Consider the following 13,674-nt stretch of genomic DNA (forward strand, 5'->3'; position numbering starts at 1 on the left):
GGGTGGTGATCGAACCGAACCGTTGGACCACCAAAACCCAGGAAGCGTTTTCGGCTGCCATGGAGTCGGCCCGTCGGAATAGCAACCCCGAGGTGACCCCCGACCACCTCCTCGCGGCGCTACTTCGGCAGGAGGACGGCATTGTCCTGCCCATGATGAAGCGGCTCGAAGTGGATCCCGCCCGCCTCTTACAGAAGGCCGACGACGCGGTGGCCGGCCTGCCCAATGCCTACGGGAGTGAGTCTCGGCTGTCACGGGATCTCAACGGGGTAGTCGATGGTGCCGACGCCGCCCGCAGTGAGTTGGGTGATGAGTATCTCTCTACCGAACACTTGCTGCTCGCCCTCGGCGACCGTCTGGACATCGATCGCGAGCGGTTGCTGGCGGCCATGCAAGCGGTGAGGGGTAGCCACCGAGTGACCTCACAGGATCCCGAGGGGCAATACCAGGCCCTCGAGAAATACGGTATCGACCTGACCGAGGCCGCCCGCCAGGGCAAGATCGACCCCGTCATCGGGCGCGATGAAGAGATCCGTCGGGTGATCCAGGTGCTGGCGCGCCGGACCAAGAACAACCCGGTGCTCATCGGGGAGCCGGGCGTGGGGAAGACCGCCATCGTGGAAGGTCTGGCCCGCCGGATCGTGGAGGGCGACGTCCCCGAGCGCCTCAAACATAAGCGGCTGATCAGCCTGGATCTGGGTTCGATGGTGGCCGGCGCCAAATATCGCGGCGAGTTTGAAGAGCGGCTCAAAGCCGTGCTGAAAGAGATCACCGATGCCAAAGGCGAGGTGGTCACCTTCATCGACGAACTACATACCGTGGTGGGGGCCGGAGCCGCCGAGGGGTCGATGGATGCCAGCAACATGCTCAAGCCGCTACTGGCTCGCGGGCAACTGCGGCTCATCGGGGCCACGACTATGGACGAGTATCGCCAGCACATCGAAAAAGATGCGGCATTGGAACGGCGATTCCAACAGGTGTTGGTGGGGCAACCGAGTGTGGACGACACCATCGCCATCCTGCGGGGCCTGAAGGAGCGTTACGAGGTGCATCACGGGGTGCGCATTCAAGATGCCGCCCTGGTGGCTGCCGCGGTGCTTTCGGATCGTTACCTAACCGGCCGGTTCCTGCCGGATAAAGCGATCGACCTGGTTGACGAGTCGGCGTCGAAACTTCGGATCGAGATCGATTCGCTACCCACCGAGATCGATGCGGCCGAACGACGAGTGCGCCAACTGGAGATTGAGCAAGTGGCCTTGGCCAAAGAGACCGATGCGGCGAGCCGGGACCGGCTGGAGACCCTCGAGGCTGAACTAGCCGATCTGATCGAGCATCGCGATGTCATGTTGGCGAGTTGGACCAACGAGAAAGACGCGATCAACCTCATCCAGACCCTGAAGGAGGAACTGGAGGGGCTGCGATCCGAACTCGACCGCCAGAGCGACCTCGAGAAGGCGGCCGAGCTTCGCTACGGGCGGATTCCCGAGCTCGAACGACAGATGGGGGAAGCCAGCATGGCTCTGACGGAACTCCAAGGCAGCGGGCCGATGCTCAAAGAGGAGGTCGACGCGCAGGACGTGGCCGAGATCGTGGCCAAGTGGACCGGGGTGCCGGTCTCGCGCCTGATGGAGGGCGAGATCGCCAAGCTCGTGCGTATGGAGGCGGTGCTGCACGAGCGTGTCATCGGGCAGGATGAAGCGGTGACAGCCGTGGCGAGCGCCATCCGGAGGTCACGGGCCGGTTTGTCCGATCCGCACCGCCCGATTGGTTCGTTCCTCTTCCTCGGTCCATCCGGCGTTGGTAAAACGGAGTTGGCCCGCACCCTCGCCCGCTTCATGTTCGACGACGAGCGGGCCATGGTGCGCCTCGACATGTCCGAGTACATGGAGAAGCACTCGGTGAGCCGTTTGGTGGGCGCTCCGCCGGGGTACGTCGGCTTCGGCGAAGGCGGTCAACTCACCGAGGCCGTCCGTCGACGGCCCTACTCGGTGGTGCTGCTGGACGAAATCGAGAAGGCCCACCCCGATGTCTTCAACATCTTGTTGCAGGTGCTTGATGACGGTCGTCTCACTGATGGCCAGGGCCGGACGGTGGACTTCACCAATGTCGTGCTCGTGATGACGTCGAACCTCACCACCGACCCCATCCAACACTTCCGGCCCGAGTTCGTGAACCGGATCGACGAGATCGTGCACTTCCGGTCGCTTACCGAAGCCGATCTGGCCCCCATCCTGGAGATCCAGCTGGAGCACCTTCGCGCTCGTCTCGCCGATCGGCGCATCACCCTTGAGGTCACCGACGCCGGACGGGCGATGCTCGTCGAGGCGGCCTACGACCCTGCCTTCGGTGCCCGGCCGCTCAAGCGGGTGATTCAGAAACAGGTAGCGGATCGCCTGGCCAACGCCCTCTTGGACGGAACCTTGCGCGACGGGGCGAAGGTGGTGGTCGACGCCGGGCCCGATGGGTTGACCCTCGACCCCGAGCCGGTCTGAGCGCCTGATCGACGGCAGAATCAGTGAGCCTTGGGGCGAGCCGCGTCGGAGGGGTAAGATCGCCCACCGTCCTTGGAACCACCAGATAAGGCGGGCGCGTGCCAGCAACGATCATCGTCGGAACCCAATGGGGAGACGAAGGCAAGGGGCGTTTTGCCGACCTCTTTGCCAAGGAGATGCACCTCGTGGTGCGGTACCAGGGTGGCCACAACGCCGGCCACACACTGGTGGTCGACGGCGAAACATTCGCGCTCCAACTGATCCCGAGTGGCGTGCTCTACAGCCACATCACCCCGGTGATCGGCAACGGCGTAGTGGTAGATCCCAAGGTGCTCCTAGACGAGGTGTCGATGTTGGAGGCGCGAGGGGTGGATTGCTCCAAACTGAAGGTGTCGGGGAACGCCCATCTCATTCTTCCGTACCACCAGTTGATCGATCGGGTGACCGAGCGACATCTGGGCAAGAACGCGCTGGGCACCACCAAGCGGGGTATTGGGCCGGCCTACGCCGACAAGGCGGCTCGGGTGGGTATTCGGGTGCAGGACCTCTACGACCCAAAGATCTTCCGGGAGAAACTCACCCTGGTGCTCAAGGACAAGGCCCCGATGCTGGCCAAGGTCTACAACCAACTCTCCCCCACGGTGGACGAGATCGCCGACGTCTATCTCGACGATCTGGCCCCTCGGATGGAGCCCTACGTTGCCGACACCGTGAACCTCGTGCACGAGGCCCTCGAAGCGGGCCAACACGTGCTGTTCGAAGGGGCCCAGGCCACCTTCTTGGATCTTGATCACGGCACGTATCCCTTCGTCACGTCGTCTAATCCCATCGCCGGCGGGGCCTGCCCCGGAGCGGGGGTGGGTCCGCTCCATATCGATCGGGTGGTCGGGGTGGCCAAGGCGTATGTCACCCGGGTGGGAGCCGGGCCGTTCCCAACCGAACTGCTCGACGACACCGGCGCCGCCATCGTGGAGCGCGGCCACGAGTTCGGTACTAACACCGGACGCCAACGGCGACCCGGCTGGTTCGATGCGGTGATGCTCCGCCACGCGGTGCGGCTCAACTCGCTATCCGAGTTGGCCATCACCAAACTCGACGTGCTCGATGCCTTTGATGAGGTGAAGGTCTGCGTGGCCTACGAGGTGGACGGGAAGCGCATCCGTCATCTGCCCGACAATCAATCCGTGCTCCACCGGGTCACCCCCGTTTACGAAACCTTCCCCGGATGGGGTGGCGATCTGAGCGGCGCCACCGAGCCCGGTGACCTTCCCGCGCGGGTGCATGACTATGTGGCCTTCCTGCAGGATCAGGTCGGGGTGCCTATCCGTCTCCTCGGTGTGGGTCCTGGGCGCGATCAGTACGTTCACCTACGCGCGTGAAGATCGTGGTGGTCGGTTCGGGCGGCCGGGAAGCCGCGCTGGCCTTGGTGCTGGCGCGCACCGCAGAGGTAGTGGTCTCCCCGGGCAACCCGGGGATCCCTGGCTCGGTCGACACCGACCCCGAGCACCTTGATGCCGATCTGTACGTCATCGGTCCGGAACAACCGTTGGTAGACGGCCTCGCCGATCGGTTGCGGAGGGCGGGGAAACTCGTGTTCGGCCCGGGCGCCGACGGCGCGCAGGTGGAGGGCTCCAAGGCATTCATGAAGGACCTAGTGCGGGCGGCGGGGGTGCCCACCGCCTCCTACGCCACCTTCACCGAGGTGGAGCCGGCGCTGGCCTTTCTGCGCCAAATGTCGGCACCCTGGGTAGTGAAGACCGATGGTCTCGCCGCCGGCAAGGGGGTGTTCGTCACCCATGACCTTCTGGCGGCCGAGGCCGATGTGCGCCAAAAGCTCTCCGGCTCGTCGTTCGGGCCGGCGGGGCAGACAGTGATCATTGAGGAGGGAATGACCGGACCGGAGGTGTCGCTGTTCGCGCTGTGCGACGGCACCCGAGCCGTGGCCCTTCCCCCCGCCCAAGACTTCAAACGCGTAGGTGAGGGCGAGGTGGGGCCCAACACCGGGGGCATGGGCGCCTACTCGCCGTTGCCGTGGCTGCCGGACAACTTCGCCGACGATGTCATTGCGCGGTTTGTGCAGCCCACGCTCGATGAGCTCGCCCGGCGGGGCATCGACTACCGAGGGGTGCTCTACGCCGGGCTGATGCTCACCGACGACGGCCCGAAACTGGTGGAATTCAACATCCGCTTCGGCGACCCCGATAGCCAGGTGGTCTTGCTCCGGATGACTTCAGACCTTGCCGTACATCTCGCCGAAGCCGCCGCCGGCGATCTCCGCACCCCGCCGACGTTTTCCGACACCGCCGTCGTGCTGGTGGTAGCGGCAGCGTCGGGCTATCCCGGCCCGGTCCGTTCCGGGGATCCGGTAGAAGGCCTGGCGGCGGCGGGTGCCGCCGAGGGGGCGTTGGTCCTGTGTGCGGGGGTGGGTATGGGCGATGATGGACACCTAGTGACCGCGGGTGGCCGTGTGCTCGACGTGGTCGGGCAAGGTCCCAACGTTGCTACCGCCCGGGCCCGGGCGTACACCGCCCTCGGGCACATCGCCTGGCCCGGATTGCTTCACCGCACCGACATCGCAGGAGACATCCCGACATGACCTACAAAGTGGCCGTTCTGATGGGTTCCCCCAATGACCGGGACAAGATGCAGCCCGCCGTGGACACACTCACCCGCTTCGGCATCGAAGCCGATGTGCGGGTGCAGTCCGCCCACCGCAGCCCAGCCAAGGTGGCGGCGCTGGCGTCCTCGGCTCGTGAGCAGGGTTATGCCGCGTTCATCTGTGGAGCGGGGATGGCGGCGCATCTCGCCGGGGCCGTGGCCGCCCACACCACGCTTCCGGTGGTGGGGGTACCGCTGTCGGGGGGCGCCCTCAACGGCGTGGATGCCCTCTACGCCACCGTCCAGATGCCCAAGGGCATCCCGGTGGCCACCGTCGCCGTGGATGGCAGCATGAACGCCGCCTTGCTGGTGGTGCAGATGTTGGCCATCACCGATGCCGATTTGGCTCGGAAGCTCGCTGACCATCGCATCGAAATCGCAGGCTGAGAGCGTCGGCTCGTCGCTTCAGGCCGGCTGACGGTCTTCCCACCAGGGAGAAGACCAGTCGATGGCGGCGGGTTCGAGGGCCGGGTCGAGGGGGTTGGGAGGGGTTATTGTGGCGATCTTGGCCCGCTGCCGCTCCGTCTTGGCCTGCGCCCGCAGATCTCGTTTGGACATCGTCGGACGAGCCCCGGAGCACCGCACGCCCCCGGCCACCATGGCGCAACTCACGCAGTAGGGGTCCTTTTGGGGCCCGTAGGCGTAGACGACGCAAGTATCGCACCAGTGGCCTCCGCACCGGCGACAGGTCGCCTTTCCAGGTTCTTGCTGGTGTTTCTCGCAGCGGGGCATGACTCCCTTTCACGTCGTCGCCGGATATCGCTCCTGTCCGTAATGGTAACGACCGGTTCGGGGGTGTGCTTGAGGCGTGAGTGAACGAGCCGGGGCGTTGCGTATGAGGTGGGGCTGAGCGGCCGTGGCGTGGGAAGATAGGGCGATGCCTGGAGTGCAAATCCCCAACGTACTGGCGGCCCGTTATGCCAGCGCCCCGATGGCGGGGATCTGGTCGCCGGAACACAAGGTGGTGCTTGAGCGCCAACTCTGGGTGGCGGTGATGCGAGCGCAGGCCGATCTGGGGGTGGTGTGGCCGCCGACCGCCATCGACGACTACATCGCCGTGATCGACAAGGTGGACCTTGAGAGCATCGAGGCGCGTGAGCGCATCACCCGCCACGACGTCAAAGCCCGGATCGAGGAGTTCTCCGCCTTGGCGGGTCACGAGTTGATTCACGCTGGGATGACCTCGCGCGACGTCACCGAGAACGTTGAGCAATTGCAGGTGCGCGCCGCGCTCGAACTCATAAGGGATCGAATGGTCACGGCCTTGGCCCGCCTGGCCGAGCGGGCGGGGGAGTATGCCGAAGTGGTGATGACCGGTCGGAGCCACAACGTGGCCGCCCAGGCCACGACGTTGGGCAAGCGCTTTGCCAACGCCGGCGAGGAGTTGCTGCAGGCGTTCCGCCGCGTGGAGGAGTTGCTGGCCCGCTATCCCTTGCGGGGCATCAAGGGTCCGGTGGGTACGCAGCAGGACATGGCCGATCTCCTTGGTAGTGCCGAGAAGGTCGATGCCCTGGAGGCATCGGTGGCCGCTCACCTCGGCTTCGGCGAAATGCTCACCAACGTGGGCCAGGTGTACCCGCGCTCCCTCGACCTCGACGTGGTGGCCGCGCTGGTACAGGCGGCGGCCGGCCCGGCCAGCCTGGCCACCACGATTCGCCTTATGGCCGGGCTCGAACTGGCTACCGAGGGGTTTCAGCCCGGGCAGGTGGGCTCCTCCGCCATGCCCCACAAAATGAACAGTCGTTCCTGTGAGCGCATCAACGGACTCTTGGTGGTGCTGCGAGGCCACCTCTCGATGGTTGGCGAACTGGCGGGTGATCAGTGGAACGAGGGGGATGTGTCTTGCTCGGTGGTGCGACGGGTGGCGCTGCCGGATGCGTTTTTGGCCGCCGATGGCCTGTTCCAGACGTTCCTGGCCGTGGTGGAGGATTTCGGTGCCTACCGACCAGTGATCGATCGCGAACTGGAGCGGTATCTGCCGTTCCTCACCACCACCAAGGTGCTGATGGGGGCCGTGCGAGCGGGGGTGGGCCGCGAGGTGGCCCACGAGGCCATCAAGGAGCATGCCGTGGCCGTGGCGCTCTCGATGCGGGAGGAGGGGGCGACGGGCAATGATCTGCTCGACCGCCTTGCCGCCGAGGATCGCCTCCCGTTGGATCGTGCCGCCCTCGACGCCCTAGTGGGCGAGCCGTTGAGTTTTGTGGGCACCGCCCTGGCCCAGGTGGGGGTCTTTATGGCGCAGGTGGAGGTTGTGGTGGCCCGTCATCCCGGCGCCATTGGGTACCGTCCCGAGGCGATCTTGTAGTCCTCTAGGCTGGCGGGCATGACGTTGCCTCTACCCCATCTGTATTCCGGCAAGGTTCGCGACATCTACGGCGTGGGTGACCACCAGTTGTTGATGGTCACCTCGGACCGCCTCTCGGCGTTCGACGTGGTGCTCGACGAGCCGATCAAGCACAAGGGCCGGGTGCTCACCGCCATCTCCGCCTTCTGGTTCGAGGTTCTCGGCGACATTGCCGGCAGCCATCTCGTGTCTACCGATGCGCACGATCTCGCCCCGGAGGTGTTGGCCGCCGAGCCGGATCTAGCCGGGCGCATCATGCTGTGCCGCCGGGCTGAGATGCTTTCGATTGAGTGCATCGTGCGGGGGTATCTCTCCGGCTCGGCGTGGAAGGAGTACCAGGCGCACGGCACGATGCACGGACAAGCACTGCCGCCGGGGCTGCGAGAGAGCGACCGACTCCCGGAACCAGTGTTCACCCCATCGACCAAGAGCGATGTTCACGACGAGAACATCTCCTTCGCTCAGGCGGTGGACCTCGTGGGGGAGTCGGTGGCTAACGAGGCTCGGGATATCTCGCTGGCTCTTTACAGTCGAGGGGCGGAACTGGCCCGTGAAAGCGGAATCATCATTGCCGATACCAAGTTCGAACTCGGGCTGATCGACGGTGCCCTAGTGGTCTGCGACGAGATCATGACGCCGGACTCGAGTCGCTTCTGGCCGGTCGATGCCTGGGTGCCGGGTACCACGCCCCCCAGTTTCGACAAGCAACCCGTGCGCGACTATCTCGAGACGTTGGATTGGGATAAGAACCCGCCGCCGCCGCCCCTGCCGCCGGAAGTGGTCACCGCTACCTCTCATCGCTACATCGACGCTTACGAACGAATCACCGGACGGTCGTTTGCGATGTGGCCGGGCGTCTCTTGAGCCGTCGCTAGGATCGGCCTCATGCTCTTTTCGGTGTTGGTGGAGACCCGCCTCCGTCCTGGGATCGCCGATCCGCAGGGCGCCACGATCGAACGGTCATTACCCACGTTGGGCTTCGAGGGGATTCGGGGCGTACGGGTGGGGAAGGCGATTCGCTTCGACCTCGAGGCCCCCGACGAAACCGCGGCGCTGGCCCAGGCCACCGCGGTGACCCAGCAATTTCTGATCAATCCGGTGATCGAGGCGGCTGATGTGTCCGTTTCGGTGACCGAATCCGTCTAATGGCCGCTCTGGTGGGGGTGATCCTCTTTCCGGGATCCAACTGCGAACTGGATGCCCTGGAAGCCATCGGACACCTCGGGGGTAGGGCGGAGTTGGTGTGGCACGGCGATCGCTCGGTGGATGGCTGCGATGCCCTCGTTGTGCCCGGCGGGTTCGCCCACGGCGACTACTTGCGACCAGGGGCGATCGCTCGGTTCTCGCCGGTCATGGATGCGGTGCGGACCTTTGCCGCCGAGGGTGGTCCCGTGGTGGGTATCTGCAACGGGTTCCAGGTGCTCACGGAGGCCGGATTGTTGCCGGGTGCACTGCAGAAGAACGCCGGCCTCAAGTTTTTATGTACCACGATTACCGTGCGCGTGGAGACCACCACCACCGCCCTCACTTCGCAGGCCACGCCGGGCGACGAACTGCGGATTCCGATCAACCATTTCGAGGGCAACTACACCTGCGATGCCAACACCCTTGCGCAGTTGCGGGCCGAGGATCGCGTGGTGGTTCGCTACGTGGACAACCCCAACGGTTCGGTCGACAACATCGCCGGGGTCTGCAACGAGGGCCGCAATGTGGTGGGCCTCATGCCCCACCCGGAGCGGGCCTGCCATCGCTTGCTCGGCTCCGAGGACGGGGCCGTACTCCTCCGGTCGCTTCTGGCGAGCGCCGGCACCCCGGTGGGCTAATCCGACGGCTTAGGAGCGGCCGATGTTGGCCCGCTTGAGCACCGCTGATTTTACGCCACACTCCCGCCAGGCGGCATAGGAGATGGCTTTGCGGGCACCGTAGGCCTGCGCACAATCGACGAAGGCCAACTCGAGGGCGGCGATATCAAGTGGGGAGTCTTGGTCGGCGATGGCCCGCTTGCGCTCTTCTAGTTCGGCCCGCAGATTTAGCCGCTCTTGGATGAGTTGGAGGCGCTTCAGCGGTTCGGCTCCGGCCAGATCCACCGTAATGGTGGCCAGTTGTTTCTCGAGGGATTCAGGGGTCCGTCGGGGACCCCGTTTTGGTTTCTGAGCCTCTAGAGCTTTGAGGTAACGGCGGACGGTACGACCCTGGTTGCGGCCTTCGGCGAGGGCGGCCTTGTGCTCGACCGTCATTGGAGTTTTTTGGGGATGTTCAGCCATAGGTTCCACTTTATTGCTTCCAGGGAACGGTCGCTCAGAGGCGTGTTCTCGGGCTCCGGGCCAGCCGCATAGGCTGGGGCGATGGTGGCTCCGCCTCCCCCGTCGGCCGCCGTGCCCTTGCACCGTGCCCTCGGGCTCACCGACGACGAAGCGGCTTCTATCGCGGCCATTCTGGGCCGATCACCGAATCATCTCGAGTTGGCGATGTACTCGGTCATGTGGTCGGAACACTGCTCCTACAAGTCGTCGAAACAACATTTGCGGACGCTACCCACCGAGGCTGCGCACGTGATGGTCGGGCCCGGTGAAGGGGCCGGGGTAATCGATGTGGGGGATGGCATCGCGGCGGCGTTCCGCATCGAAAGCCACAACCACCCATCGGCCATCGAGCCCTACGAGGGCGCCGCCACCGGTGTGGGCGGCATCCTTCGGGATGTGTTTTCAGTGGGGGCCCGCCCGATCGCCTTGATGGATCCGCTCCGCTTTGGTCCGTTGGATGATCCGCGCAGTCGGTGGATTGCCGAGGGGGTGATCGCGGGAGTTTCCGGATACGGGAACTCCGTAGGCGTTCCCACGGTGGGCGGCGAAACGGTGTTTGATCCCACCTATCAGGACAATCCACTGGTCAACGTGTTCTGTCTCGGACTGCTTCCCAAGGAACGACTGGTGTTGGCTCGGGCGTCGGGTCCGGGCAACCTCACGGTGTTGTTCGGATCGTCCACGGGGCGCGACGGCATCGGGGGAGCGAGCGTATTGGCCTCGGCGGGCTTTGGTGACGATGCCGCCGACGCCGATAAGCGGCCGAGTGTGCAGGTGGGCGATCCCTTCGAGGAAAAACGTCTGATCGAAGCCTGTCTGGAGATACTCGAAGCCGGGCTGGTGGTGGGGATCCAGGATCTAGGGGCGGCCGGCATTACCGGCGCCGCCAGCGAAACGGCCTCGAAGGGAGGGGTGGGCATGGATCTCCACCTCTCGGAGGTACACGTGCGCGAAGCGGGCATGGAGCCGTTCGAGATCATGACGAGCGAGAGCCAGGAGCGGATGCTGGCTATCGTGGAGCCCGCCAAGTTGCACGAACTCCTCGCGATCTGTGAAGCGTGGGAGATCAGGGCTTCGGTGATTGGCACGGTGACCGGTACGGGTCGCTTCCGCATCTTGGACCGACCCGGCGGCATCGTGTTGGGCGACCTACCGGCGAGCTCGCTCGACGACGACGCCCCCCTCTACGACCGGCCCCGCCAGGAACCGGCGGGCCGGGCGGGGCGGATGGCCGATCGCGCCGCACCGGGAGCTCCGGCGGATGTGGCGGCGGACCTTCTGGGCCTCTTGGCCGACCCGTCCTGGGTGTTTCGGCAGTACGACCACCAACTGTTTTTGAACACGGTTGAGGGTCCCGGCGGCGACGCCACCGTGCTGCGGCTCAAGCACCCCACGACCGGGGTGGATACCGGCCGGGGCCTGGCGCTTACCTGTGATGGCAATCACCGCTGGTGCGCCCTCGACCCCCGCCGGGGCACCGCCTTGGTGGTAGCCGAGGCGGTGATGAACCTCGCCTCTGTGGGGGCGCGTCCGCTCGGTCTCGTGAACTGCCTCAACTTCGGCAACCCTGAGCACCCGGAGGTGATGTGGCAACTGGTGGAGTCCATCGGGGGGATGGGGGATGCCTGTCGGGCGCTGAGCATCCCCGTGGTGGGTGGCAACGTGAGCCTCTACAACGAAAGCCGCGGCCGGGACATCGATCCCACGCCGGTGGTGGGCCTCGTGGGCATGGTGGACCGGCTTGATCGTCCGCCGCCGGGGGTGCAACTCCGGGCTGGTGCCGACCTGATAGCGCTCGGCCCCGAGCCGCGAGCACTGGCGGGTTCCCGGTGGGCGTGGGAGCGCGGCTACCAGGCGGGGCCGGCCCCGTCGCTTGATTTTCCGGCCCACGCCGCGGTGGCTGCGCTGGTGCGCGACCTGGTTATGGCCGGGTGGCTCGTAGGGGTGCACGACACCGCCGATGGACTCGGGGTGGCCTTGGCCGAAATGGCGGTGCGATCCGGCGAGGGTTTCACCGTGACGGTCCCCGAGTGCGACTACGCCTGGCTGTTCGCCGAGTCGGCTAGTCGCGTGGTGGTCTGTGTTGCTCCGCGGCATGGCGATGACGTGCGGCGAGCGGCCGCCGAGGCGGGGGTGTTCGCGCGCCCATTGGGTTCCGCGGGGGGTCCAAACCTGGTGGTCGACGGGCTCTTGGAGGTCAGCGTGGGTGATGCCACCACGGCGTGGCGCGATGCGCTGCCCTCCACCCTGGGTCACTGACCCCGGGGGTTCGCGGCCGCAGTACCGACGGCGTCAGGGCAGGGGCGGATGCTCGCGGGTGGGCCAACGAGCGGTCCACGGAGCGGACCCTCCCGCCCACAGTTGTTCGAGTAGTTCCCGTTCGCGCGGGGTGTCCATGGGTTGCCAGAAGCCGTCGTGCTCGAAGGCCATAAGTTGCCCGGCGGCCGCGAGGCCCGCCATTGGTTGGCGTTCCAACATGACATCGGTATCGGAGGGGATGAAGGCGTCGATGGCTGCTTTTTCGATGACCATAAACCCGCCGTTAATCGATCCGGCGCTGGTTTGAGGCTTCTCCTCAAAGCGTTCCACCTGCCCGTGGGAATCGAGGATGAGCTCACCGAAACGTCCGGGTGGACGAACAGAGGTGACGGTGGCGAGTTTGCCGTGCGAGCGGTGAAACTCCAGGAGGCCGGTGATGTCCACCGGTCCGATGCTGTCGCCATAGGTAACCATGATTGGTCCGTCAGCGAGGTGGTGGCTGGCCCGGCGCACCCGGGTGCCGGTGAGTGAGTCGAGTCCGGTGTCCATGCAGGCGATGCGCCAATCGGATTCGTCAACGTCATTGAGATACTCGATGGCATCGGGGCGGCCGAGTTCGATACGGAAGTCGGAGGTCATCGCCTGGAACTGGAGGAAGTAGCGCCGAATCTCGGGGCCGAGCCAACCGAGCGCCAGCACGAAATCTCGGTGGCCGTGGGCGGCGTAGGTCTTCATGATGTGCCAGAGCATGGGGCGGTCGCCGATGGGCAGCATGGGCTTGGGGAGCCCCCGATTCACATCGCTGATGCGGGAGCCCCGCCCTCCGCAAAGGATGATGGTGGGTACCTCAGCCATCACGCCGGGACCAGTCGTAGGCGCTCACGTGTTGGTGAGGATCGGCTCGGATGATCTCATCGGGGTGGTGGGCCAGCGTGGCGCAGTTGGCGACGAGCGCCGACGATGAGCCCTCTCCCTTGAAGCCGTTCCACACGTGGGGTGGCACGGTAACAAGGGCGTAGTTGATTTCCCCAAGGTGCAGTTCCAGGGTGTTGCCACGAGTGGGCGATCCATCGCGGTCGTCGTAGCAGACGAACTTGATCATCCCCACGGGAACGGCGTAGTTGAGTGTCATCTTGGTATGGAGATGCCAGGCCTTGATGGCCCCGGGGTAGACCATGGAGAAGTAGATCTCCCCGAAGCGTTCGAAGCCGTCGCTGTCTTCGCGCAGCATATGCAGCACGGCACCGCGCTCATCGGGGATGCGCTGGAGGGGGGTGACTCGCACCCCTTGGATCTCTGTCACCTGGCTAGCGTAAGCCGCCGCGCTATCGCGTGAGGCGATTTCGGTGGACGAGGCAGAACTTCACCATTTCCGCGACGGCGGTGGCGATGGGTGTGTCGAGGCGGATACCCAGCGATGCCAGGCGCTGGATATCCACCTGGTAGGGCTCGGGAGCGGCCTCATGGGCCGTCGGTGCATCGATCACGGGGCGTTGCTGGGTCATCGCATTCCACGCATCGGCCACCTCCTCCGCCATGGCCCGCACGGACTTGGTGACGCCCGAGCCGAGGTTGTAGGTGCCTGCCGGCACGGTGGTGGGGTGGCAGGCCGCTTCGA

The 13,674-nt window shown here is 65.4% G+C and carries 13 protein-coding genes; 9 read left to right on the forward strand and 4 right to left on the reverse strand.

The features are described 5' to 3' along the window. The first annotated feature begins 2 nt into the window (after window positions 1-2). The 4 genes from clpB (at window position 3) to purE (ending at window position 5,537) form a co-directional block, all read left to right on the forward strand. The gene (clpB, locus tag EXQ71_07595; GenBank protein MSO87367.1) at window positions 3-2,492 is read left to right on the forward strand and encodes an ATP-dependent chaperone ClpB; all 2,490 of its coding nucleotides are present in this window, start codon (window positions 3-5) and stop codon (window positions 2,490-2,492) included. A gap of 98 nt (window positions 2,493-2,590) precedes the next feature. Next, the gene (locus tag EXQ71_07600; GenBank protein ID MSO87368.1) at window positions 2,591-3,871 is read left to right on the forward strand and encodes an adenylosuccinate synthase; all 1,281 of its coding nucleotides are present in this window, start codon (window positions 2,591-2,593) and stop codon (window positions 3,869-3,871) included. An 8-nt stretch (window positions 3,872-3,879) separates the two neighbouring features. Further along, a complete protein-coding gene (purD, locus tag EXQ71_07605) occupies window positions 3,880-5,088 on the forward strand; it encodes a phosphoribosylamine--glycine ligase (protein MSO87369.1) in 1,209 nt (402 codons plus the stop codon). After that, window positions 5,085-5,537: a 5-(carboxyamino)imidazole ribonucleotide mutase gene (gene purE / locus EXQ71_07610; protein ID MSO87370.1), complete on the forward strand. Its 453-nt coding sequence runs from the start codon at window positions 5,085-5,087 to the stop codon at window positions 5,535-5,537. Before purD ends, purE begins: the two co-directional genes overlap by 4 nt. Window positions 5,538-5,555: 18 nt before the next feature. Here the strand turns inward: purE and EXQ71_07615 are convergent, their stop codons facing one another. After that, window positions 5,556-5,762, reverse strand: coding sequence for a hypothetical protein (locus EXQ71_07615; protein ID MSO87371.1), 207 nt, complete (start codon window positions 5,760-5,762; stop codon window positions 5,556-5,558). A 265-nt stretch (window positions 5,763-6,027) separates the two neighbouring features. Here EXQ71_07615 and EXQ71_07620 point away from each other — a divergent pair, with 265 nt between their 5' ends. Genes EXQ71_07620 through purQ form a run of 4 tightly spaced genes read left to right on the forward strand, consistent with a single transcriptional unit; the run spans window position 6,028 to window position 9,317 of the window. Beyond that, on the forward strand, window positions 6,028-7,455 hold the full coding sequence (locus tag EXQ71_07620) for an adenylosuccinate lyase (protein MSO87372.1): 1,428 nt from the start codon (window positions 6,028-6,030) through the stop codon (window positions 7,453-7,455). 18 nt (window positions 7,456-7,473) lie between these two features. Then, entirely contained in the window at window positions 7,474-8,358 is an 885-nt protein-coding gene (locus EXQ71_07625) for a phosphoribosylaminoimidazolesuccinocarboxamide synthase (GenBank protein MSO87373.1), read from the forward strand. Window positions 8,359-8,379: 21 nt separating this feature from the next. After that, a complete protein-coding gene (purS, locus tag EXQ71_07630; protein ID MSO87374.1) occupies window positions 8,380-8,640 on the forward strand; it encodes a phosphoribosylformylglycinamidine synthase, purS protein in 261 nt (86 codons plus the stop codon). Beyond that, entirely contained in the window at window positions 8,640-9,317 is a 678-nt protein-coding gene (gene purQ / locus EXQ71_07635) for a phosphoribosylformylglycinamidine synthase subunit PurQ (GenBank protein MSO87375.1), read from the forward strand. The genes purS and purQ overlap by 1 nt, the downstream gene beginning before the upstream one ends. Window positions 9,318-9,326: 9 nt before the next feature. On the opposite strand, the gene EXQ71_07640 is transcribed toward purQ, so the two are convergent. Then, window positions 9,327-9,758 carry a hypothetical protein gene (locus EXQ71_07640; protein ID MSO87376.1) on the reverse strand — a complete coding sequence of 144 codons (432 nt, stop codon included), beginning with the start codon at window positions 9,756-9,758 and terminating at the stop codon, window positions 9,327-9,329. Window positions 9,759-9,839: 81 nt separating this feature from the next. Between EXQ71_07640 and purL the strand changes: the two genes are divergently transcribed. After that, a complete protein-coding gene (gene purL / locus EXQ71_07645; GenBank protein MSO87377.1) occupies window positions 9,840-12,056 on the forward strand; it encodes a phosphoribosylformylglycinamidine synthase subunit PurL in 2,217 nt (738 codons plus the stop codon). Window positions 12,057-12,089: 33 nt separating this feature from the next. Here the strand turns inward: purL and EXQ71_07650 are convergent, their stop codons facing one another. After that, the gene (locus tag EXQ71_07650; GenBank protein MSO87378.1) at window positions 12,090-12,911 is read right to left on the reverse strand and encodes a glucose-1-phosphate cytidylyltransferase; all 822 of its coding nucleotides are present in this window, start codon (window positions 12,909-12,911) and stop codon (window positions 12,090-12,092) included. Next, window positions 12,904-13,359, reverse strand: coding sequence for a dTDP-4-dehydrorhamnose 3,5-epimerase (locus EXQ71_07655; protein ID MSO87379.1), 456 nt, complete (start codon window positions 13,357-13,359; stop codon window positions 12,904-12,906). Before EXQ71_07655 ends, EXQ71_07650 begins: the two co-directional genes overlap by 8 nt. Window positions 13,360-13,674 lie beyond the last annotated feature (315 nt).

The sequence above is a fragment of the Acidimicrobiia bacterium genome (assembly GCA_009694375.1).
GTDB lineage: Bacteria > Actinomycetota > Acidimicrobiia > Acidimicrobiales > VFJN01 > VFJN01.

Excerpts from the sequence above, each read along its gene's own strand:
- EXQ71_07650 (MSO87378.1), bottom strand. The coding sequence starts at position 12,911 with ATGGCTGAGGTACCCACCATCATCCTTTGCGGAGGGCGGGGCTCCCGC.
- purQ (MSO87375.1), top strand. The coding sequence starts at position 8,640 with ATGGCCGCTCTGGTGGGGGTGATCCTCTTTCCGGGATCCAACTGCGAA.
- EXQ71_07640 (MSO87376.1), bottom strand. The coding sequence starts at position 9,758 with ATGGCTGAACATCCCCAAAAAACTCCAATGACGGTCGAGCACAAGGCC.
- EXQ71_07625 (MSO87373.1), top strand. The coding sequence starts at position 7,474 with ATGACGTTGCCTCTACCCCATCTGTATTCCGGCAAGGTTCGCGACATC.
- purS (MSO87374.1), top strand. The coding sequence starts at position 8,380 with ATGCTCTTTTCGGTGTTGGTGGAGACCCGCCTCCGTCCTGGGATCGCC.
- purL (MSO87377.1), top strand. The coding sequence starts at position 9,840 with ATGGTGGCTCCGCCTCCCCCGTCGGCCGCCGTGCCCTTGCACCGTGCC.
- EXQ71_07620 (MSO87372.1), top strand. The coding sequence starts at position 6,028 with ATGCCTGGAGTGCAAATCCCCAACGTACTGGCGGCCCGTTATGCCAGC.
- purE (MSO87370.1), top strand. The coding sequence starts at position 5,085 with ATGACCTACAAAGTGGCCGTTCTGATGGGTTCCCCCAATGACCGGGAC.